General features: G+C 46.3%; 16 protein-coding genes. 5 read left to right on the top strand and 11 right to left on the bottom strand.

Annotation, left to right across the window (positions count from 1 at the left end):
- Positions 1–9: 9 nt before the first annotated feature.
- The 5 genes from AB5903_RS01120 to AB5903_RS01100 all read right to left on the bottom strand — a co-directional run bounded on the left by AB5903_RS01120 (position 10) and on the right by AB5903_RS01100 (position 8,462).
- Positions 10–921 carry a DUF4984 domain-containing protein gene (locus AB5903_RS01120; protein ID WP_162487333.1) on the bottom strand — a complete coding sequence of 304 codons (912 nt, stop codon included), beginning with the start codon at positions 919–921 and terminating at the stop codon, positions 10–12.
- Positions 922–943: 22 nt separating this feature from the next.
- A complete protein-coding gene (locus tag AB5903_RS01115) occupies positions 944–2,473 on the bottom strand; it encodes a RagB/SusD family nutrient uptake outer membrane protein (RefSeq protein ID WP_040316032.1) in 1,530 nt (509 codons plus the stop codon).
- Between the two features lie 29 nt (positions 2,474–2,502).
- Positions 2,503–5,451 (bottom strand): TonB-dependent receptor, encoded by a 2,949-nt coding sequence (locus tag AB5903_RS01110; protein WP_005655755.1) that lies wholly within the window; start codon positions 5,449–5,451, stop codon positions 2,503–2,505.
- A 415-nt stretch (positions 5,452–5,866) separates the two neighbouring features.
- A complete protein-coding gene (locus AB5903_RS01105; RefSeq protein ID WP_022104196.1) occupies positions 5,867–6,727 on the bottom strand; it encodes a DNA/RNA non-specific endonuclease in 861 nt (286 codons plus the stop codon).
- Positions 6,728–6,782: 55 nt separating this feature from the next.
- Positions 6,783–8,462 carry a SulP family inorganic anion transporter gene (locus tag AB5903_RS01100; protein WP_060386051.1) on the bottom strand — a complete coding sequence of 560 codons (1,680 nt, stop codon included), beginning with the start codon at positions 8,460–8,462 and terminating at the stop codon, positions 6,783–6,785.
- Positions 8,463–8,879: 417 nt separating this feature from the next.
- Between AB5903_RS01100 and rbr the strand changes: the two genes are divergently transcribed.
- Complete coding sequence (gene rbr / locus AB5903_RS01095; protein ID WP_005655746.1) at positions 8,880–9,458, top strand: rubrerythrin; 579 nt, start codon at positions 8,880–8,882, stop codon at positions 9,456–9,458.
- A 145-nt stretch (positions 9,459–9,603) separates the two neighbouring features.
- On the opposite strand, the gene AB5903_RS01090 is transcribed toward rbr, so the two are convergent.
- From AB5903_RS01090 to nadB, 4 genes are all read right to left on the bottom strand, one after another.
- On the bottom strand, positions 9,604–11,793 hold the full coding sequence (locus tag AB5903_RS01090) for a DUF3857 domain-containing protein (protein WP_368117599.1): 2,190 nt from the start codon (positions 11,791–11,793) through the stop codon (positions 9,604–9,606).
- Positions 11,794–11,807: 14 nt separating this feature from the next.
- The gene (locus AB5903_RS01085) at positions 11,808–13,517 is read right to left on the bottom strand and encodes a transglutaminase family protein (protein WP_368117598.1); all 1,710 of its coding nucleotides are present in this window, start codon (positions 13,515–13,517) and stop codon (positions 11,808–11,810) included.
- Between the two features lie 236 nt (positions 13,518–13,753).
- Positions 13,754–14,323, bottom strand: a complete 570-nt coding sequence (locus AB5903_RS01080) for a Crp/Fnr family transcriptional regulator (protein ID WP_005655737.1) — start codon at positions 14,321–14,323, stop codon at positions 13,754–13,756.
- Between the two features lie 6 nt (positions 14,324–14,329).
- A complete protein-coding gene (gene nadB, locus AB5903_RS01075; protein WP_005655736.1) occupies positions 14,330–15,901 on the bottom strand; it encodes an L-aspartate oxidase in 1,572 nt (523 codons plus the stop codon).
- Between the two features lie 108 nt (positions 15,902–16,009).
- On the opposite strand from nadB, the gene AB5903_RS01070 reads away from it, so the two are divergent.
- From AB5903_RS01070 to dacB, 3 genes are all read left to right on the top strand, one after another.
- Positions 16,010–16,405, top strand: a complete 396-nt coding sequence (locus AB5903_RS01070; protein WP_005655734.1) for a PH domain-containing protein — start codon at positions 16,010–16,012, stop codon at positions 16,403–16,405.
- An 84-nt stretch (positions 16,406–16,489) separates the two neighbouring features.
- Positions 16,490–17,851 (top strand): dihydrolipoyl dehydrogenase, encoded by a 1,362-nt coding sequence (lpdA, locus tag AB5903_RS01065; protein WP_040316029.1) that lies wholly within the window; start codon positions 16,490–16,492, stop codon positions 17,849–17,851.
- Positions 17,852–17,984: 133 nt separating this feature from the next.
- Entirely contained in the window at positions 17,985–19,415 is a 1,431-nt protein-coding gene (gene dacB, locus AB5903_RS01060) for a D-alanyl-D-alanine carboxypeptidase/D-alanyl-D-alanine-endopeptidase (protein WP_368117597.1), read from the top strand.
- A gap of 147 nt (positions 19,416–19,562) precedes the next feature.
- Here the strand turns inward: dacB and AB5903_RS01055 are convergent, their stop codons facing one another.
- Together AB5903_RS01055 and AB5903_RS01050 are read right to left on the bottom strand one after the other, a co-directional pair.
- Complete coding sequence (locus AB5903_RS01055) at positions 19,563–21,059, bottom strand: acetyl-CoA hydrolase/transferase family protein (protein WP_005655726.1); 1,497 nt, start codon at positions 21,057–21,059, stop codon at positions 19,563–19,565.
- 50 nt (positions 21,060–21,109) lie between these two features.
- Positions 21,110–21,490: a hypothetical protein gene (locus AB5903_RS01050; RefSeq protein WP_005655724.1), complete on the bottom strand. Its 381-nt coding sequence runs from the start codon at positions 21,488–21,490 to the stop codon at positions 21,110–21,112.
- A gap of 332 nt (positions 21,491–21,822) precedes the next feature.
- Here AB5903_RS01050 and miaB point away from each other — a divergent pair, with 332 nt between their 5' ends.
- A complete protein-coding gene (gene miaB, locus AB5903_RS01045) occupies positions 21,823–23,190 on the top strand; it encodes a tRNA (N6-isopentenyl adenosine(37)-C2)-methylthiotransferase MiaB (protein ID WP_022103385.1) in 1,368 nt (455 codons plus the stop codon).
- The last annotated feature ends 590 nt before the right edge of the window (positions 23,191–23,780 follow it).

Raw genomic sequence — 23,780 nt, 5'->3', positions numbered from 1 at the left:
TGTGTTATTTTAGTTTTCAGATAGTGCTCTGAGGCTCAAAATAGAACCTCCTGTATTGATTTCACCGTTGTCCATTTCCCAGGCTTCTTCTTTGGTGATGCATTTGAAGATGTATTGGTATACGCCAAAACTACCTACTTGCGGGATATACATTTCCAGATAAAGAATAAAGAAACGGTCGGGTACATTGAAGTACGAAGGATACATCTCTACAGAGCGTAAATAAATGGTACCGTAATTGCTGTCTTTAAACGCTTCCTGTTCAGGTACGTTAATGACATAATTCAGCGGGTCGCTGTCATCGAAAATGAGTCGGATGGGATACAGGTCGCTGAAAGCGTTCTTTAATTTGATTGTATGGTCATCCACCACTTCGGCATCCACACGTATCTGCTGCAATTGGTCACCGAACGGGAAAGAAGCGAGCATATATGTGTAAGCGCCCGGATACATGAAATTATCCATACTGAAAGGATAGCATTTCTGCATATCCACACGCGTTACATTACCGTACAGGTCGAGTTCTTCGTCTTTCGGTTCCAACAATCGCAGGCTAATAACCAGGCTGTCTTCACGAGCTACATTGGCGTATGTCGGTTTCAGTTTTACTATACCCACACGTTCACCGGCTTTGATAGTGATATTATTGGTGCCATCTACAAAATCGAAATGATAGCCGCGTATGGCTGTAGATTTCTCATTGATGATTTCTACAGCATAGTTGCGGTCATAGTCTGTGGCATTGGTAGCCGATACGGGTACTTCAAACACCTTGTCGTCTTCCAATACAGGCATGGTATAGACAGAGTCGGAGAACATTACGTAGTCTCCGCCGTTGTACACCACGTCTTCCGACTGGCAACCTACAGCCAGCAGTGCCGTTAAAGGCAATGCCCATAGAACTTTTAAAAGTTTCTTCATTTTTGCTAATCGGGTTTTATTGTTAATTATTACTTCCATTACTTCTATTGCCTTTTACCACTCCGTTGGTAGCCTCAATCTCATTTTTGGGGATAGGCCATGTAAAGAGCGGATGGTCTTTCGTACGTTTCAGTTCATTGTTGCTCGGTCCGTCCATTGTATAAAGCTGTTTTTTGCGTACCAAGTCAAGTCCCCAGCGCTTCATGTCCGAAAGACGGAAACCTTCCATGTATAATTCGCGTATGCGTTCGTTGCGGATTTCCTTAATGAGGTCTTCACCTTCAGCACTAAAGCTGCCGAACGACTGATAACGTTTGCGTTTCAGTGCTGTAAGGTCTTGGGAAGCTTCCGTAGCTTTTCCTAAATTGTAATAAGCTTCGGCGCGAATCAGATATACTTCCGAAAGGCGGAGAGGTTTCGGCATGTTGATGAAATTCTGCTGCAGACCACCATCCAAATTCGGGTTGCCCGGATATTTTACAATCATGTAAACAGTGTTTCCGGCCGAATTTTCCTGTTGCGCACAGAATACGCTCGTACGGAAGTCGTTGCTTTCATATAAATTCAGAATTTGCTCGGAGAAGATATATTGCGGGTTGTAAGTAGCTCCGTTATAGTTAAGGAACACATTGCCCAGGCTTCCTCCATAGCTGTCGGATGACATGGCTACTTTCCAGATGATTTCATCGGCTTCATCATATCTCCACATATATTGATATTCGGATATCTGAGTATCGCCTACAGTAGCATAGGGAGTAGTGGCATCGGCCAATGTATAGATTTTGCTTCCGATAACTTTGGTAGCTGCTTTCACGGCACCTTCATAGTCGAGCATATATAGGCAGACACGTGCACGGAGCGCATTAACGGCACCGATACTGAAGTAGGGAGAGTCGGCAACCGAACGTTCGGCCGGTATATATTTCTCGGCTTGTTCCAGGTCGTCCAGTACTTGTTTGTAAGATTCGTACAGTGTGGAACGCTTTACCTTGGGAACCGCTTCGGCATACGTCATCGGAAGTGAGATACCCATATCCGGAGTATCTTTGTTTTCTTCCGTATATGCCTCACAGAAAGTACGGATTAAATCGGCAAAAGCCAGCGCACGGGCAAAATATACATCACCCAAACGCTTTTCGAAAGTCTTTTTATCTTCTTCTTTCGTCAGTGTTTCATACACTTGGTCTTTGTAGTCCAGAAAGAAGTTGCAGCGGGCTACAATCTGGTAAAGTCCTGCATAAATGCTTTCCACGTCAGTATCGTTGGGTTTTATTTCCCAGCGGTAGGCAGCCGTATACTGTCCCATGTTGGTGGAAGAAGCATATGCCATATCTGCCTGAATATCGGGCAGGATAGTCAAAGGACCACTATAAAGCGCACCGTTTTTAAACGCGCTATAAATACCGGTCACAACTTCGCTGCAATCGTCCAATGTCTTCATGGCGTCTTTTTCCGGAATAGCCGAGTCCGGATAGCGGTCCAGAAAATCACTGCACGATGTCGCTCCCAAAGCAAACAGGAAGCAAAGCGATGCTATTTTTATTTTTTTCATATATATGCTGTTATATAATTTATTACACATTAAAAACCTATCTCAAGTCCTATGGAGAACTGGCGAGACATCGGATATTGCGCCGCATAGATGTTCATGCTCGATTCCGGGTCCATGCCCTGGAACTTCGTGAATGTAAGTAGATTTTGTCCTTGTGCATATACGCGGATATTCTCAACTACTTTCAACGGAGCAAGCAGGTTGGCGGGCAATGTATAAGAAACCATCAGGTTTTTCCAACGCAAGAAAGACGCGTCTTCCAAGAAACGGCTGTCCAACTGTGCGGCGATGCCGTAACGAGGAACTGTGGCTACGTCGCCCGGTTTCTTCCAGCGGTCGTAAAGCATTTTCTTCGACTGGTTATAGTTGACGAACGTACCGTTGCTTTCATTGAAATAGCGGTCGTTGTTCATCATCCAACGGTCGGCCACCCAACTGAACTGAGTAGATACGGTAAGTCCTTTCCAGGAAAGGGATGTACCGAAACCGCCCTGCCAGGGAGCGATATAGCTTTTACCTACCAGCACTTTGTCTTCGTCCAGACATTCGTTGGTGAGGTTACCGTTTTTGTCGTACCACAAAGCATCACCATTGGCGGGGTTGACTCCAGCGAAACGGTTGGTGTAGAACTCACCGAAAGAGTGTCCTTTTTTCAGGAACAGACCGGTGGTAGAGAGTTCGTATTCATCGCGACCCTCATAGAGTTCCTTGATTTCATTTTTGTTGTAAGATGCGTTGGCTGAAACAGTCCAAAGGAAATCTTTGAATTTCAGCACATTTACATTCAAGTCCAGGTCTACACCGCGGTTAACCATGGCACCCATGTTGCTCCAGCGGGTGGAGTATCCGCCTACTACGGAAACGGGAACAGCCATCAGCATGTCCGAGGTATATTTGTTATAGAATTCCGCAGTCAGGTTAAATCTGTTCAGGAATCCCAATTTCATGGTGATGTTCAGGATAGTGGTCTTTTCCCAAGTTAAGTCTTCGTTTCCTTTGGAGTAAGGAGCAAGACCCGGAAGAACCTGGCCTTCGAGTCCGTAGATAGGACCGCCTGCCACTAATGCCAGATGATCATAGTCGGGGATGGAAGAGTTACCGGATGTACCGATGCTGGCAAGTAGCTGTGCGTTGTCCAGCCAAGATACATTTTCCAAGAAGCTTTCGGCTTTTGCATTCCACATTGTACCTACCGACCAGAAGTTGGCCCAACGCGAATTGGTACCGAAACGTGAAGATGCATCCCGGCGTGCGCTGAGGTCAACGAAGTATTTACCTAAATAGTTATATTCCGCACGACCGAAGAAAGAGAGGTAAGTACTGCCGCTTCTTGAATCGGTAGGAATATCGGCACGGGTTGCAGCAGACAGGTTCACAAGATAAGAGTTTGTCTGTCCGCGGCCTATTACGGAGAAAGCGTCAGATTGGTTATCCACAGCTTCCTGTCCCAATAGCACATTGAAGTGATGATCGTCTTTGATGTCGAACAAATAAGAGATGGTATTGGTCCAGGTAAGGTTCGTTGCACGGGAGAAACCGCGGCCAATGGCACCTTCACCCTGGTTGCCGACAAAGTCGGGAGAAGTTTCGTTGTTGCTTCTCATATCCAGGAAGTCTATACCTCCCAATGTACGGAGCGTTAAACCGGGGAGCGGACGCAGTTCGGCAAAAGCCGTGGCAATGACTTTCCATTTGTTCGTATCGTTCCAGTTAGTTGTCTGCCACTCCATAGGGTTAACATTGGAACCAGTCCAACTTCCGTCGGCGGCAGAAGCCCAGCTTCCGTCTTCTTTATAAGGGTTCCAGTAGGGAAGCATCAGGCGTGACGCGGAAATAGGAGTAGAGGTTGTGTACTCTCCTTCCTGAGCTTCGCTTATTTTTTCGTATGCGAAAGTGGCGTTGCTTCCTACTTTGAACCAATTGTTGATTTTAGCTTCCAGGTTGGCACGGAAAGTATAACGGTCGTAGCTGGACCCAACGGCGATACCGTCTTGCGAAAATATATTTCCTGAGATGAAGTAGTTAAATCCGCCTTGCGTAGCTCCGCTTGTTTGGATTTCGGTGCTGTAGAAACTTGCAGCATCGTTATATACTACATCACGCCAGTCTATGTTTGTGCGTTCCAGCAGTTCACGGTCGTATGAACCCGCCTTACGCAATCCTATTTCTTCTTCATAGTTAAGTCGTTCGGTCGTATTCATTACGTCCCATTTGCCATAGGCAAGTGAAGATACACCGTATTGTGCACGTACTGCAATCTTACCGTTATCTCCTACACGTCCGCGTTTGGTGGTAATCACAATTACACCGTTGGCTGCACGTGCTCCATAGATGGAAGTGGAGGAGGCATCTTTCAATACCGATACGCTTTCTATATCACTGGGGTTGATAGCTGAAAAGTCTTCTGACGAAACGGCTACTCCGTCCAGGATAAATAAAGGTTCTGTACCAGCATTGATAGAGTTGATACCGCGGATTTTGAAATTAGCTACGGCACCGGGTTCACCGCTGCTGGACAAAACCTGTAATCCTGAAGCTTGTCCTTGCAGTGCCTGGTCGAAACTTGGAGTAGGAACAGCTTCCATGATTTTGTCTTTTACAACCGACATTGAACCTGTTGTTGTTCCTTTCTTACGCACACCGTAAGCCACAACTACCACTTCATCTACCATTTCCGCACTGGATTCCATCTTCAAATCAAAGCGGGTGGCAGCCGTAAACTCTTTTTCTACAGTTTTCATACCAATATAAGAAAACTGTAAACTCGTAGGTGATTTTGTCACCATAATACTATAATTACCGTCAACATCGGTAATTACACCATTTGTTGTACCTTTTTCTATAATGGACACACCAATAACCGGTTGATTGTCATCAGCCGAGATGATTTGTCCCGTCACCCGAAATCCATTTTGTGCAAGCACATAAGGAATCTCGAATAATGTTAAAAGTACAAACCAAAGAATTGATTTTCTCATCCTTGTCTTTAAATTATTATTGATTAAAATTGAATTGATAAATGCCTAATGTTGTAGAATTTCAGAAAGTAATTATCTAAAAATTAAGTGTCATCACGCTTTTTTATGTTTCTCCAAACAAAAATTCTTTTTGACACTGTATACAAATTCATTTTATTTTGTTAAAATTAAGCCTGTTATTATCGGGGCGCAAAGATATTAAATTAATAATAATAAGGTTTGAAAAAAAGAAAATAATAAGGTGATAAAATGTAAGTATATAGAAACGATATATTATATAAATATAAAGTAAAATATCGTTTAAACGCTTTTACTATTACATTTTGATAAATACAGAGGGAGTTGTATGTATAATATATGCTACATACAATGACATTATGTTGTTTAAATTTGCAAGCTTAAAAAAGGTTAACAGTTAGCGAAAGCTCCATAAATTTAAATCTTGCATGGCTTCAACCTTTTTCTCAACATCATCCGGCAGAGCAGGAAAAAAGTCAATGCCAGTGATGCGTTCCACTTCATCCACGCTGTTGACATAGTTTTTTAACGGATGATTTCCTGATAAATTTTTAAAGATAAAGCCAATGGCTTTAGGATGCCCGTTGCGGGTACTGAGTATGACTTTGAAGAAAGCTTCGGGCACGGTAACTTTGTGTTTCCTGCCTATGGTACGGTGTTTTTGCCGGTAAAGAATCGGACCGCATACGATGTATAGCTTTCCTTCTTTTTTTGTCCACAGGCGGCAGGCATCTTCCAGTTCTTTCCAGTCGCCCCGGTTCAGATTGTGGTTTTGGGGGCAGATGTTGGTCATGTAGAAACTTTCCTGCATGGCTTTCCAGTGCCAGCGGTTGTCGCCGGCAGGGCACATGTGTCCGCGGTCCATGCCGGAGCGTTTATAATCGTCGGTAGTCACAGCTTGGCTTTCGGGCAGGTCGGGGTCGGGCAGGAATTTGTCGGTACGGCTTTCCCGCTCTATCAGTTTTTCGGGTGTCAGTTCCCATGCCACCCAGTTGGGTATCTTATGTTCGCGGTTGTACGAAGTGGTATAGCCCTTGCGGTGCAATATCTGTTCGGGTACGTTTTTCAGGGGAGCGGGAAGCAGGGGGCTTCCGGTGATGGCGGGTGTTGCTTTTTGCGTTATCCTCTCTTTAATTACAGGAAGCTTGTCTTGCAGCGCACGGGCTATCGGTTCACGGCAGATGAGTGCCAGACATGCCAGCACTATCAGGTAAATCACTCCTTGAGATTGCTTCTTGCTGCTTTTTCTTTTTGCCATGACGATACGGTTTTCTTTTCCTGTTATTAAAGAGAGGCGGTTTGCAATTGCCGGGTCATTCAACCAGTTTGTGTGCCCGTTCCAGTGCCACGTTGATGTTGGGGCAGATATTCTCTTTGCCTAAAAGCGTGTAGAAATCCGCCTTTTCCAATACCTGATGTACCTTTGTGTTTACGCCGGAGAGCACGACGGTTATCTTTTCTTTCTGAGACATTTTGCAAAGGCTTTCTAGGTTATGGATACCCGTGGAGTCGATGAAAGGAACCTTGCGCATACGGATGATGCGTACTTTGGGGCGGTCGCCGAGCTGTGCCATCACTTCCTCGAACTTCGTTGCAATGCCGAAGAAGTAAGGGCCGTTGATTTCGTACACCTCTACGCCTTTCGGAATAATAAGATGCTCTTCGTTCGTTGTGATGTCCGTTTCGGCGTTCGGGTCTATTTCATCCTTGATAACCGAAATTTCGGTCGTCTCCATTACACGGCGCATGAAGAGCACGCAGGCGATGACCAGACCCACTTCGATGGCAACTGTAAGGTCGAAGATAACCGTCAGGAAGAAGGTTATCAGTAACACGGTAACGTCCGATTTCGGGTTCTTCAACAATGCCTTGAACACGCGCCAGCCACTCATATTATAGGACACAACCACCAGTACGCCTGCCAGGCAGCCCATCGGAATGTATTGCGCCAGCGGCATCAGCAGCAGAAGAATCAGGAGCAGCACCACTGCATGTACTATACCGGCCACGGGCGATTTGCCGCCGTTGTTGATATTCGCCATTGTGCGGGCAATGGCGCCCGTAGCGGGGATACCGCCGAAAAGGGGAGTAGCCATATTGGCAACGCCCTGGGCTATCAGTTCGGTATTGGAGTCGTGCTTGTCGCCGATAACACCATCGGCTACGGTGGCGGACAGCAAGGATTCTATCGCTCCCAGTACGGCAATCGTGATGGCAACGGGAAACAGATTCTTAATCGCTTCCCAGTTCAGCGCGGGCATTACGGCATCGGGCAGTTCGGCTTTGATGCTGAAACGGTCGCCGATAGTGTCGATGCAGTCGATGCCGCCATACATCTTCATCAGGTACACGGCTACGGTCACTACGATAATGGCGATGAGCGAGCCGGGAATCTTCTTCGAGAACTTCGGAGTGATGGCAATGATAACGATGCTGGCGATGCTGACAGCCGTATTCCACCAGTTGACGGTATCGAAATGACGGAAATAAACCAGCCATTTCCCGATGAAGTCTCCCGGAACTTTCTCTCCGCCGAAATTCAATCCGAATACATCCGCAATCTGGGTGGTGAAGATAGTAACGGCGATACCGCTTGTAAAGCCTACGATAATAGGATAGGGGATAAACTTAATGACTGCCCCCAGTTTGAATACTCCCAGAAGAATGAGGATGACACCCGCCATCAGTGTGGCGACAATCAGCCCGGCCTCTCCGTATTGCTGGATAATGCCGTAGATAATGACGATGAACGCACCGGTAGGGCCGCCGATCTGAACTTTACTTCCTCCTAACAGGGAGATGATAAAACCGGCGATGATTGCCGTGATAATACCTTTCTCGGGCGATACGCCTGATGCAATACCGAACGCAATGGCAAGCGGCAAGGCAACGATACCCACAATGATACCGGCCATCAGGTCTGCCATGAAGAGTTCTTTCGAGTAATTTTTTAAAGCCGTGTATAGCTTTGGCTTGAATTCGAACGCTTTCATTTTATTTTAGAAACTTTGTTTTACCTGTGAGGATGCACCGATCCGATTTCGATACGTTCTCTTTTTTTGAAAAGAGATTGCAAAATTAGGTAAAATAATGCAAACAGCTATAATTATTCCGCTCTTTTTGTTTTTATGCACCGTTTCGGGCACGATGACTGATTGTTTTTTGTGGGTGCTTGAACATAAACAAGGTGTTTCTTGTTATTAACATCAGACTGCTTGTTATTAATCAGAAATAAAAAATAGCTTCATTGGATTTATGGAACGAAATAGATTTTACCTATTAGGCGGTAGATAAATCCAATGAGGCAAAGTGGGGTTTTATTAAAACTAAATTCGTATTTTTGTCTTGTAAATAAAGGAAATACGAACAATCTATCTATACGTAATTACATTAACTAATAAAAAAGAATTATGAGCAAGAGTATCAAAGGAACTCAGACAGAAAAAAATCTGTTGACTTCATTCGCCGGTGAATCACAAGCAAGAATGCGCTACACTTATTTTGCAAGCGTGGCAAAGAAAGAGGGTTACGAGCAAATCTCCGCTATCTTTACCGAAACAGCCGATCAGGAGAAAGAACATGCGAAACGTATGTTTAAGTTTCTGGAAGGCGGTATGGTAGAAATCACCGCCTCTTATCCTGCAGGAGTTATCGGCACTACACTGGAGAATTTACAGGCTGCCGCTGCAGGCGAACATGAAGAGTGGGCGTTGGACTATCCTCACTTTGCCGATGTTGCCGAGCAGGAAGGCTTTCCTGAAATTGCCGCCATGTACCGTAATATTTCCATTGCAGAGAAAGGACACGAAGAACGCTACCGCGCTTTTGTACAGAACATTGAAAATGCTACTGTTTTCGCTAAGGAAGGCGAAGTAGTATGGCAGTGCCGTAACTGCGGTTTCATCTACACAGGCAAGGAAGCTCCTCAGGTATGTCCGGCTTGTTTGCATCCGCAGGCTTATTTCGAGGTGAAGAAGGAAAACTATTGATAGTCGGTACATCTGTCCGAATACTGGATTCAGGCGCGGATTATACGAAGGCATACAGAATATTTTGTCTGTTATATTCGTATAATCCGCGCCTTGATTCCGGTTCATTCGGCGACCGGTTTTCGGCCGCTTTTTATCTGTAATATTATTTCTTTAGTACTACGGAAAGCGCTTCATAGGCTTTGGAAGCATCTTGAATCTGAAGCAGTTTTTCCCAATTGGCAGCCGGTTCTATCTTATGATTATATCGTTTGAGGATATTCAATATAAGTTTGCCGTTTTCTGTAACAGCTTTTGCAATGAAAGCACCACATTCGTTTTCTACTTTTACATTTAACTTCTCTACTCCTTCGGGAGCCGCTTTGTACCCTTCCGGAAGATTTACAGTGATATTCCATTGGAAAGTGCGGGGAGCGGACATATAAATGTCGGCGGAGCGTTTACGTTCCTTACCTTCAATCTGCGTCTGTTCACCTATGAGTCTGCCTGCGGAAAGCACGTAATTAGGTCCTGCTTTTCGGATATAGCCATCCATTGTATAACGAACGTTATAAATAAAGGCTGCGCTGTCCGGACGATTACCCAAACATTGCATCTGATAGCCGAGCAACTCTTTGGCATTTTCGCCGTGGTAGAAGTCTATTTCCCATTTATAATCTTCCTTTTCCTGTTCGCGGCCCTTTCGGAATGCTTCTCGAAGATCATCCGCGTATTTCTTGCCTACTTCTTCGGCAAACTCCTTATCAATGCTAAGCAGGCGCCGATAGGCTGCATCCACATCTTCCAGCTTAACCAATGCAGACTGCATGTATTCTTTTTGTGTTCCGGTGCGGTATTCGTTCCGGCTGACGGTGAGCAGCGTATTGTCGATGTCGGCCTGTATGGTAGTGATGTTTTGGTTATCATCGGCTGTACCTGCCGGCAGATTGAAATGTTCCCGCTCGGCCTTTGTATTCAGCTTCTTGGCTTTCTTCTTATCCGGTTCCAGGATGGCCTGTCTGCCTTGATAGCGGGCAGGAATTTCATGGGGAATAAGGTAGGCTGTAGGCGGGAGATAGTATTTCTGACTTTCAGGAAGTGCAAGAAGCCAGGTGGTATTGCGGTAATTCGTCAGTTTGTCAAGCGGTTCTTTGTCTTCGTTGGTAACCATTCCAAACAGATTGGGAACATCCACCCAATCCAGCAATCCCTGAAAATAGATGATGAACAGCTCGTTGTTGCAATCACTTTTAATGTCCGATAACAATGCAAAACGATAGTAATTGTAGATGAAATCTGCTTTTTTTTCGTCTGTCCAGTCTTTTTTCTTTATTTGCTTTACGTTGCGGAGAAGCCGGATACCTTTCTTGGGGCTACTTAAACCGCCATATCCGCTATATTTTTGAGCTTGCTTTATAAATTCCCAGTCGTCTTCCTGTATGGCAGCCGCATCAGGATTGGGTTGTAGTCCTTTTTCTGTGGTGCTTTTTGGAATATAGGTGTATTTTTTCATCTTGCTATTGGTAATGTACATCAATGTCATTGGAGTTTGCTGCATAGGGTTATACCATAAGTCGGGTTCGGTTTGTTCTATATCCTTTACAGCCACATCAAGCAGGATGTTTCCGTTTTCGTCTTTGCTTTGTTTAAAGTCCGGTGCACCGTTCAGAGTACGGTACTGGGTAGTAAGTTTGTCATCTATCTCGCAATGTACTGTATAGGAAAGCATCGGGTGGCTTTGGCGAAACCGGAAGACGAATGGGTCGAGATTGTGGTTTTCCAATGAAGTGTAGTTGAAGAAGAAAATATCTATCTTATCACCGATTTCCAGTCCGGGTACGGCAAGTTTCTGAAGTTGTTCCTGGTCTTTCTTACCTTCGGTGGCTGTCATGTATTCGTCGGTGCTTACTTCGTTTACGGTACCGTCTGGTTTGATGATGCGTACGCCCAGTACTTGCTGGTAGTTTTCGTCGTACCGCCAGTCTTTTTTACGTATTTCCGCTTTATAATCAAATTCGGAGTACTCTTTCAAAGCGGCTTTATCGTTAATTTGCACAAGCATACGATATAAGTCGCGACAATTTACTTCACGGTCGATATAATGAAATCCTCCGAGGAAGGCGCCGACGTTGAAGCGGGTCTTTTTGGTGATTTCCAACCGGCTGTGTGCTGCCAGAATGACGGCTGACTCATCTTTATATTTATCGGGAACAGCCGTGTTGGTAAATTCGGGCAGTTTCAATGCCCAGACTTCTTTTCTCGTTTCCTCTGCAAAGAGTTTGTATTTCTCTTTGTCATCGGCATTGGCATTAGGGGTGGTTAATAAAAGTGCCAACACCCCCATCAGGAATAACATGTTCTATTTCATTATTATTGTTTTTTGAGGATGATTTGTTCGTGGGATGCATCAGCCCATTTCCGCAAGTGTGTATTCCAGATTGTAATTTCGTTGCGGGGAATACGTTTTTCGGTTATCTCCATTATTTTCCGGAAAATGATTTTGTTTCTTTCTGTTTTGTAAGAGCAACAGAGTATACCTTGCGGCGTATGGATTGAGATGCCTTTGGGGCAATAAGAAAGTACGTAGCCTGCGGGTATTTCCAGTTCTGTGTGGCGTACGATGCGGCAACGGAGCGGGAGCTCGTAATCATGGATGCGTTTGGCGGTGTCTATCGGTTGGTCAAACAGGTCATTGTGAAGGTCCAGCTCTATGTAAAACTCATTATCGGCTATTTGTACAGCACTGCTGTTTATTACTTCTCCGGTCAGAGCAGCCCATTCCTGTTGAGGTTCCTGCTGTATCCAACTGACCGAATTAATCTGATAATTGTGATTATCTCCGGTCAGGATACGGGGAAGATACTCTTTCCGACCGCTTTTATCGTTTTCATGGTAGGCTGTGAGGAAAAATTCTTTCATGTCTCCACTCCAGCTACGGGTTACATTGCCCTGCAATACTTTGTTCGTTTGCTTGTCGGATAGGCTACAGATATAGGACAAACTGTCTGTAGATGCACTGCTGTTCAGCATGGGCAATGTGTGCACGATACAGTTTTCTCCATTTTCTATTACAGCTTCCCTTCCTTGTATGCTTTCGGGTATGAATTCCGCGTTTATATATTCGTTGGTGGCATCCAGATAATAGGTCTTTCCCTGGTAGATAAGGCTGCATATCATGTGATTGACGGATGCAAGTGTAGCTATTTCGCTCATCCGGTAGGGGATGTCTACAGTGCCTATATCGGTAAGGCGGGCATCAAAACCTTGTGCTTTCAGCAATGTACGGAGCAAGATTGCCATTCCTTTGCAGTCGCCGTACCGTTTACGCAACACTTCTGCGGGAGTATCGGGTTTGTGTCCCAATATACCTGCTTCAAAAGCGATATAACGGATATTTTGTTGTACCCAGGCATATGTGTTACGTATTTTTTCCATGTTCGTACGGCAGCCTTCGGTGATTTCTGCTAATAGACTGTCGAGTTCGGGTATGTTGCAGTCTACTTGTGCCAGTCCGTTAGACCACCGGTACATATCGTGAACATCTTTAAATGAGCCGGTTATCAGTATGTGCGGGTATATTTTACCCGATGCCGGCATATGTTTTTCGTCTTTCATGGCCGGCATGTCCGTCACGGTATAAGTGAATAAGGAGTCTCCGGCACTGTTGATGCCGCGTTCACAGTGAATAGAAGGAGTAAAATTCCTTTCTGTCAACCGGAAATGGGAGAGGGATTGCGGAATGATGAATGTTATTTGCTTTGTTTTTATAAAATAATCCTCACCCAAATAGATTCGTGTAAAATAATGCAGGTCATGAAAAGTACGTTTAAACGTAACTTCCGTCTTTTTTCCTTTACGGTCAAGATTGATGTTGAAGAAGCAAACCTTGCTGTCGTCGAAGAAGACATTTTCCGGCGTGATGCTTTTATATTCTGCCTTTCCTCCGCCTTTGGCGGAAGCTCCGTCCAATGAAATGAATTCTCCGTAGTAGGTGTAGGGTTGCAATGCAGTTCCCATTCTTGTGGCTTCATAGGATGTTTCTTTTCTGTTGCGTACGGTAGGAATACCGTCTTCTTCCATAAAGATATAGGAGTCGCTGCATTGTGTAATGACAATGTTGTCATCAAGTGTTTGTCCGTGTAAGTTGCAAACGTACAAGCACAAAAGTATACATGTATAGATACAACTGCTTTTCATGTCAGTCTGCTATAAGATTAGATAATAGGTATTTACAAAGATAGCAGTTTGTAATATTTTGACAAAAATAAATATATTAAAATTGCAATTTCTTGCCTTGAAGCAAGAAATTAATCTTTTTATCCGAAAGTTATTTCCCGTCGGATGCGGCTTAAGGTATATGGAGAGATATTCAAGAAAGAAGCGATTTCCTTCAGACTTATCTGGTGAACGATGTCGGGACATCTTCTCAATAATTCTTGATAGCGTATTCTAGGAGAATTCGGATATAGACTCAATAGCCGGTGATAAGTCATACAGAACAGGTTTTCTGCAATCTTACGGCCTAATAACTGGTTTTGCTGGCTTGCTGCCCAAAATGCTTCCAATTGGTTATAAGATAATTGATAGACGGTACTCGCCTTGATTGCTTCCGTATAAACAATGGCGGGTGTCTGTTTTGTGAATGACTCATAGTCTACCACAAAATCCTTTTCAAAACTGTAGCCAATGATATGTTTGTCTTCTTCCGTATCAAGGTAGAAGTAACGGAAACCTCCTTGGGAGATATAGGCAATGTTATGGCACACTTCACTTGCCTGACAAAAGAACTCTCCTTTCTTGTAAAGACGTTTTTTCCCGTTTTGCAGGAAATGTTTAATCAAAGGAGAAAGTTCCAAAAAGTTCAGATACTCGTTGAAGTGTGCCATAACCGTTTATTTCTGCGGATGCGGATAGTCTATCGTATAGTGCAGTCCGCGGCTTTCCTTGCGCTCCATGGCCTGGCGGGTAATCAGGTATCCTACGTTAATCATGTTGCGCAGTTCGCAAAGCTCGCGGGTGGCCTTGCTGCTCTTGAACAGTTTTTCCGTCTCCTCGTAAAGAATATCCAGGCGGTTCCATGCGCGGGTCAGGCGGGTGTTGCTGCGGACGATGCCTACGTAGGATTCCATAATCTGGTTCACTTCCTTCATGCTTTGCGTAATGAGCACACGCTCTTCGTTGGAGATGGTGCCCTCGTCGTTCCATTCGGGGATGTCTTCGTTGAAATCATAACGTTCCAATACGCTCAACGCATGCTTGGCGGCTGCATCGGCATAAACTACCGCTTCAATCAATGAGTTGGAAGCCAGGCGGTTGCCTCCGTGAAGACCGGTGCAAGAGCATTCGCCGATGGCATACAGGCGGCGGATGCTGGACTGTCCGTCCAGGTCTACCTTGATACCGCCGCAGAGATAGTGTGCCGCAGGGGCTACCGGAATGTAGTCTTTCGTAATGTCGATGCCTATGCTGAGGCATTTCTTATAGATATTCGGGAAGTGTTTCTTGGTTTCTTCGGGGTCTTTGTGGGTGACATCCAGATACACATGCTCGTCGCCGCGCTGCTTCATCTCGTTGTCGATGGCACGTGCCACGATGTCGCGCGGGGCGAGTGAAAGACGCGGGTCGTACTTCTGCATGAATTCCTTGCCGTCCATGGTACGGAGCACGCCGCCGTAGCCGCGCATGGCTTCCGTTATCAGGAAGCAGGGGCGGTCGCCCGGATGATAGAGGGCGGTGGGGTGGAACTGGATAAACTCCATGTCCTTCACGGCGCCTTTGGCGCGGTAGACCATGGCGATGCCGTCGCCCGTGGCCACCAGCGGGTTGGTGGTGTTGCGGTATACAGCTTCGCAACCGCCCGTAGCCATGATGGTTACTTTGGAGAGGAACGTATCCACCTCTCCGGTATTTTCGTTCAGCACATAGGCGCCATAGCATTTGATGCCCGGAGTATAGCGGGTGACGATAATGCCCAAGTGGTGCTGCGTAATGATTTCCACCGCAAAGAAATTGGTAAATACGGTGATGTTGGGGTGCTGCTTCACGGCTTCAATCAGGCTTTCCTGTATCTCCGCACCCGTATTGTCCTTGTGGTGCAGGATGCGGAATTCCGAGTGTCCGCCTTCCTTGTGCAGGTCGAATTCTCCGTTATCTTTTTTGTCGAAATTCACTCCCCATTTAATGAGTTCACTGATTTGTCCTGGAGCATTGCGCACTACCTTTTCTACGGCTGCACGGTCGCTTATCCAGTCTCCGGCAATCATGGTGTCTTCGATATGCTTGTCGAAATTGTCTACCGCCAGGTTGGTGACGGAGGCTATCCCGCCTTGTGCGAAATAAGTGTTTGCCTCTTCCAGGCCGGCCTTGCAGATGAGGGCTACTGTTCCTTTATGCGCCACTTTCAGCGCAAAACTCATACCGGCAATTCCGGAGCCGATAACGAGGAAATCGAACTTTCTTACCATAGTTTCGTGTATTTAACACCGCAAAACTACAAAATAAGTACGTTCCTTGTCTCCCTTATGGGCATTAATTCGTAAAAATACCTACCTTAGCGGCAAAAACCGGATAAAATGAATCGAATTTTTCATGCGCGTATCGCTGCCGGACAGTATTTGTTTGTTGCTTTGGCAGGTGTAATAGCCGTTTACGGCCTTTGGGAAAAGCAAATTCTCATCGCTGTCCTTTTTATGCTTCTGCTGGTTGTCAGTATCGAGAAGTTGATTCATACTACCTATACCGTTACTGCCGACAATAAACTGTTGCTGTTTTTCGGCCGGTTTTCACGGGGGAAGGAAATCCTGCTGAAGGATATTACGTCGGTAGAGCGCGCTTCCTCCATGCAGATAGGCGGATTTGCCGTTATGCGCTATGTCCTGGTGAGGTATGGCGAGGGTAAGTGTGCAGCGCTTCTTCCCGTCAAAGAGGAAGAGTTTATCCGCCTGCTTGAGCAGCGTATGTCGCAATAAGATGATAATTATGTAAGGCATTACGCTTTTTTTTCTGAATTTCTTGTCGTATCTTGCATGCAGAAATCCATAAATGTAAGAACTATGAAATATCAAGTTGCCATTATCGGCGGCGGTCCTGCGGGATATACGGCTGCGGAAACAGCCGGAAAGGCCGGTTTGAGTGTTGTGCTTTTTGAAAAGCGGAATCTTGGCGGAGTGTGTCTGAACGAGGGGTGTATTCCTACCAAGACTTTATTGTACTCTGCAAAAACGTATGACAATGCATGCCACGCATCCAAATACGCGGTCAGCGTGTCGGAAGTTTCGTTTGATTTGTCCAAGATTATAGCACGCAAGCAGAAGGTTGTGCGGAAACTGGTGTTGGGTGTCAAAGGAAAACTGACTGCCGGCAATGTAACCATTGTGACCGGCGAGGCTTCCGTCATAGATAAGAATCATGTTCTGTGCGGTGACGAAACTTATGAATGCGATAATCTATTGCTCTGCACAGGTTCGGAAACATTTATTCCGCCCATTCCCGGAGTGGATACGGTGCCTTACTGGACGCATCGCGATGCGTTGGACAATAAGGAGCTTCCAAAGTCACTGGCCATTATCGGTGGTGGGGTAATCGGTATGGAGTTTGCCTCATTCTTCAACAGCCTGGGGGTAGAGGTCACTGTCATCGAGATGCTGGACGAGATATTGGGTGGAATGGACAAGGAGCTGTCGGCCATGCTTCGTGCGGAGTATGCCAAGCGCGGCATTAAATTCATGCTGGACACAAAGGTGGTGGCACTGTCCGAAGTTGCGTCCGGAAATGGAGACACGCAGCAGATACAGGTAAATTATGAAAATGCCGAAGGTGCGGGTTGTGTAATTGCGGAAAGATTATTGATGAGCGTCGGCCGCCGTCCCGTAACGAAAGGCTTCGGATTGGAGAACCTGAATTTAGATAAAACGGCGCGCGGAAATATACAGGTGGACGGACAGATGCAGACTTCCGTTCCGGGGGTATATGCCTGCGGGGATTTAACCGGATTTTCTTTGCTGGCCCATACCGCTGTGCGCGAGGCGGAAGTGGCGGTACATGCCGTACTGGGGAAGAAAGACTGTATGAGTTACAGGGCTATTCCCGGTGTAGTATATACCAATCCTGAGATTGCGGGTGTGGGAGATACGGAAGAGGCCTTGCAAAGAAAGGGTATTCCTTATCGTGCCGTCAAGCTGCCTATGGCTTATTCCGGTCGCTTTGTCGCGGAGAATGAGGGCATTAACGGTATGTGCAAGTTGTTGCTGGCGGAAGATAATACCGTTTTGGGAGCACATGTGCTGGGCAATCCGGCTTCGGAGATTATCACGCTGGCCGGTATGGCTGTCGAACTCAAACTGACGGCCTCGGAATGGAAAAAGATGGTATTCCCGCATCCTACGGTAGGCGAAATCTTTAAGGAAGCGCTTTGATAGACAAAATACGGGGTGTTATGAAAATCGTGAAGCTGATGACTTGCGATTCTGCGGCGGTTATCGTTTCTTTGTTGTCCGGTTGCCGGAAATAGCCGGATAACAGAGAAACTGAATGATAGCTTGTAAGAAGATGAGAAAATATTGTTTATTCCCGATTGTATTGATTTTGACGTTTATTCCCTGTGTATTGCCTGCACAGGGAATATCACCTGAAACAAACTCTTTGTCTTCGCAACTGGATACATTGATAAAGTATCAATTGCCCGCAGGCTCCAATGTATCTGTTTCAGCATACGACCTGACCGCCAATAAGGTTCTGTATGATTATCAGGCGGATAAACTTTCCCGTCCGGCCTCTACGATGAAGCTGCTGACTACGATTACGGCGCTTGCGCGTCCTGAGGCGGACGAGCCTTTCCGTACGGAAGTCTGGTATAAGGGAGTGATTGAGCGTGATACGCTGAAAGGGGATATATACGTTGTCGGCGGCTTCGACCCTGAGTTTGACGACGAGGCGCTGGATTCTTTGGTAGGCAGCGTGGCGCGGCTGCCTTTCTCTGTGGTTCAAGGCAGGATATATGGCGATGTTTCCATGAAAGACTCCCTGTATTGGGGAAGCGGCTGGCTGTGGGACGATACGCCCCATTCTTTTCAGCCGTACCTGTCGCCGCTGATGCTCGATAAAGGAGTGGTTACGGTGACCGCTTTTCCCGGTGCACAAGGTGATGCGGCACGTTTGGAATGTACGCCCGCTTCGTCTTATTACACGCTGGCCAATACAACGAAAACCCGTACTCCCTCTGCCGGACGTTTCCGCGTATCCCGCAACTGGCTGGAGAACGGCAATGAACTGGCGGTATCGGGTAATGTGGATGGGAGGCGTACCGGTACGGTGAATATCTACTCTTCTCAGGATTTCTTTATGCACACCTTCCTGGAGCGTTTACGGGCAAAAGGCATTCATTGTCTGTCGGATTATTCTTTCCGCGAGTTTCAAAAAGACAGTGTTTCAGTGCGAATGGCATCTTATAGCACTTCTGTACAGGCGGTAGTCAACCGGATAATGAAGGAGAGCGACAATCTGAATGCAGAAGCTTTGTTATGCCGTTTGGGTGCACAGTTTACGGGCGGCAGGCATGTTTCGGCTGCGGACGGGCTTTCGGCTGTCCGTCAGTTAATCGGAAAGCTGGGTTATCTCCCCGACCGCTATAATCTGGCAGACGGTTGCGGGCTTTCCAACTATAACTACATCTCCTCTGAACTTTTAGTCGCTTTCTTGAAATTCGCTTATTCACGCACGGATGTGTTTCAGAAACTGTATAAGGCGTTGCCTATCGGAGGAGTGGACGGAACACTGAAGAACCGTATGAGGAAAGGGACGCTTTCTTATAAGAATGTGCATGCCAAGACCGGTTCTTTTACGGCTATAAACTGCCTGGCTGGTTATTTGAAGGCGAATAACGGACACCACATTGCTTTTGCCATTATGAATCAGAATGTGCTTTCCGGCAGGGAGGCGCGTAAATTCCAGGATGCAGTCTGTGACATGCTTATCCGATGAATGGCCGGTTGGTGTGAACTTTATTTTTCAGGCACGGAATTACGCAGGTTGCACGGATTTTTTCAGTTTAATCCATGCTGCACTTTTCATCCGTGCAATCCGCGTAATCCCGTGCCTGAAAGGTCTTTTTAACGGAAGGAACTGTCTTTATTTATACTGTGCCCAGTCCACATTCTTCATATCCCCGCTTTTTGCCAGTTCGGCGTGCATAGCCAGAGCGGCACGCATGGAATGAGGAGTCTGCGCTTTGCCGTCGGTCAGTTTCAGATAATCCCACAGGATATTCTTGTAGTCCGGATGAACACAGTTCTCGATGATTGCCTGTGCACGTTCTTTCGGGCTCTTGCCGCGCAGGTCGGCAACACCTTGTTCGGTAACGATGATGTTGACATCATGCTCGCTGTGGTCCACATGGGATACCATCGGTACGATGGCGCTGATTTTGCCTTCTTTGGCTACGGACGGGCAGGTGAAGATGGAGATGTAGGCGTTGCGCGTAAAGTCGCCCGAACCGCCGATACCGTTCATCATCTTCGTACCGCCGATATGGGTGGAGTTTACGTTTCCGTAGAGGTCAGCTTCGATGGCCGTGTTGATGGAGATAATACCTAAACGGCGCACCACTTCGGGACTGTTGGATATTTCCGACGGGCGGAGAACCAGCTTGTCGCGGAAGAAGTCCATATCCTCGTATATACCGTTCAGGCAGTCGTTGGTTACGGTCAGTGAGCAGGCGCTGCCAAACTTCACGCGGCCTTCGCGAATCAGTCCGATAACGGAGTTCTGGATAACCTCTGTGTACATCTCGAATGCCGGAATCGTCTTGTCACGTCCCAAAGCACCTAATACTGCGTTGGCGATGTTGCCTACGCCCGACTGTAACGGGAGGAAGGTGGAAGGGATGATACCGCGTTTCATATCTGCGGCAAGGAAGTCGGCTACGTTCTGTCCGATTTTGTCGGTCAGCGGGTCGGCAGCGGCGAAAGAGCGGGCTTCGTCCGGCCAGTTGGTTTCCACGATGCCCACAATCTTTTTCGGGTCTACCTGGATGTAAGGCTGTCCGATACGGTCGCTCGGCTTGAAGATAGGTATTTCGCGGCGGTAAGGCGGGTCGAGCGGTTCGTAGACGTCGTGCAGGCCCATGGCGTTTTTGCTGTGTGCTGCATTCAGCTCTATGATAATCTGGTCGGCAAGGCAGCAGATAGTGGGAGCGATACCTCCGGCAGCAGTCAGGTAGATTTTACCGTCGGGAGTCACCTCGCAGGCTTCGATGATGGCGACATTTACTTTTCCCATGAAACCGTAGCGTACTTCTTGCGCCATTTGCGACAAATGGATATCATTGTAGGCAATCTCGCCGTTGTTCACCGCTTTGCGGAAATCGGGATTGGTTGTGTAAGGAGCACGGTAGCGGATGGCTTTGACGCGTGAGAGGACACCGTCACAGGAGTCGCCGGTTGAAGCTCCTGTAAAAATGCCTACCTGGAAAGGGTTTCCTTTGGCATGTTCCGCTTCTGCTATTTTTGCCAGTTCAGCCGTAACGGCTTTGGCTGTGCCTGCGGGAGTAAATCCGCTCAGGCCGATATTGTAGCCATGTTTAATCAGGCTTGCAGCTTCTGCTGCTGAAATGTAATTAAATGCCATAATGTTATAGTTATTTTTTCGTGTAAGGAATCAACTTATTTTCAATCGCATTAATACTTTCGTTGTAATATCTCTCCCCAGATGATGGCTTTGCGTGCCTCTTCTGCCGAGTGTATTTCAAATTGGGATGAGGCCTCGGTGGGTTCGGGAGACATATTGTCGGTGTTTGGACAGACGGGAGGTTGTTTGGGAGCGGACTTATGTTTCTTTGCGGCTTTCTTTCGCGGCGCGCTTACTTCCGGTCCGGGGTTTTCGGGGTTATATCCGTCATAGGGTACGCCGTTCCAATTTTCCGGAAAAGGACTTTCTGCATCAGGCATAGGCATGGCGGGACCGTTGCCGGTACTGGTTTTCGCTTCTTTCCTGGCCTGTCTTACGAAGCCGATAGCAATGATGCCTATCACGAACAGAAATTTGAAGATGTCTTCCATAAGTCTTTCTTTGTTTTTTACATCGCCAAAGGTAATTATTTAATCTGATTGTAACCAATAAATTGGCATTAAAAAAGGGCAGCTTCACAGCTCCCCTTATTTTTTTTAACCTAAACCTTAACTATGAAAAAATCTAATGTTTCTTTCATTTCACAAAAATGGAAATTTATTCTAATAATGCCAAATTAACACTCGGAAAATGTTTAGTCACTTAACATTAATTAGTAGAAATCTGTCAATTAGAGGAAGTTAAGTGTTATTTTTCCACAGTTTCACTGCTTTATTGAACGTGAAGATGTATCTTTGCGGCGAAACTAAAAAAATAAGAAACAATGGAAAATATGACGGGAGCAGACTTTAAATCTGCAACTGCTGATGACAACAGAAAGTTGTTCATCGAGACGTACGGCTGCCAGATGAATGTGGCAGACAGTGAAGTGATAGCCTCTGTGATGCAGATGGCGGGGTATTCGGTAGCCGATACACTGGAAGAGGCGGATGCGGTATTCATGAATACCTGTTCTATCCGCGACAATGCCGAACAGAAAATTTTAAACCGGCTGGAGTTTTTTCATTCGCTCAAGAAGAAAAAGAAGAATCTGATTGTCGGTGTGTTGGGATGTATGGCGGAACGTGTCAAGGACGACCTGATTACAAACCACCATGTCGACTTGGTGGTGGGGCCGGATGCTTATCTCAGCCTGCCCGATTTGATTGCGGCTGTGGAAGCCGGTGAGAAAGCCATTAACGTGGAGCTGTCCACAACGGAGACCTACCGCGATGTGATACCTTCGCGTATCTGCGGCAACCACATCTCCGGCTTTGTCTCCATCATGCGCGGTTGCAATAACTTCTGTACCTACTGCATCGTCCCCTATACGCGCGGACGGGAACGCAGCCGTGATGTGGAAAGTATCTTGAATGAAGTGGCGGATTTGGTGGCTAAAGGCTATAAGGAAGTGACCCTGCTGGGGCAGAATGTCAACTCGTACCGTTTTGAGAAGGCGGACGGGGAGGTTGTCACTTTCCCTATGCTGTTGCGCACCGTAGCAGAGTCTGCACCGGGCGTACGCATCCGCTTCACTACTTCGCACCCCAAGGATATGAGCGATGAAACCCTGCAGGTTATTGCGGAAGTGCCCAATGTGTGCAAGCATATCCACCTGCCCGTGCAGAGCGGAAGCAGCCGTATCCTGAAACTGATGAACCGTAAGTATACCCGTGAATGGTATCTGGAGCGTGTAGATGCTATCCGCCGTATCATTCCCGACTGCGGTTTGTCTACGGATATATTTTCCGGTTTCCATTCCGAGACGGAAGAAGACCACCGGCTTTCTCTTTCCCTGATGGAAGAATGCGGTTATGATGCCGCCTTTATGTTCAAGTATTCCGAGCGTCCGGGTACGTATGCCAGCAAGCATTTGCCGGATGATGTGCCGGAAGAGGTGAAGATCCGCCGTCTGAATGAAATTATCGCTTTGCAGAACCGCCTTTCTGCCGAAGCCAACGCCCGCTGCGTGGGTAAAACCTACGAAGTATTGGTGGAGGGAGTGTCCAAGCGTTCGCGCGACCAGCTCTTCGGACGTACCGAGCAGAACCGGGTAGTGGTTTTCGATAGGGGTACGCATCGCGTGGGCGATTTTGTGAATGTGAAAATCACGGAAAGCAGTTCGGCTACGCTGAAAGGAAAAGAAGTGTGATTTTGCGGTAATATTGCCGGTAATTTTACCGGTAATATTACCGCAAGTGATATATATAATATATATATAAATATAATAATACCAGTCAGTATAAATACTGATCGGTTTGAAGCGTAAAAAACGCAATTTTACTATCCTGCAAGGTCCGTTTCCGGAATGCCGCGGGTTTGCTTCCGAAATACCGTGAGTTTACTCCCGAAATGCCGTGTGTTTGTCATGAAAACGCCCGGCATTTGTGTTTGAAATGCCTGGCATTTCAGGAGCAAACTCACGGCATTTTCTTTTTAAATAATTCACTTTTCAAAAACAAACTACAGGTTATTCATTTTTAGATATTTCGATTGACGCTATCTTTATTGTTAAATGGATTTTTTATTATTGATGCTCTGTTTTTTTACTTGATATTTCTAACCTGTATAGTTGTTGTTTTTATCCTATTCTTTTTATTTTCTTGTTTATTTCCCGTTGGGTCTATAATGGGAAGGGTTTATATTTGACATTATATTTTCATATTATTGTCATATTTTTGGTAAAAAAGGACTTTTTTACTGTATGCTATGCAGATTTTGTTCCGGGTCTTTATTTATGTG

The organism is Bacteroides sp. 2201st1_D9_2201SCRN_220225 (assembly GCF_040928965.1).
GTDB lineage: Bacteria > Bacteroidota > Bacteroidia > Bacteroidales > Bacteroidaceae > Bacteroides > Bacteroides stercoris.
This window is presented reverse-complemented; position numbering and strand designations above follow the sequence as displayed.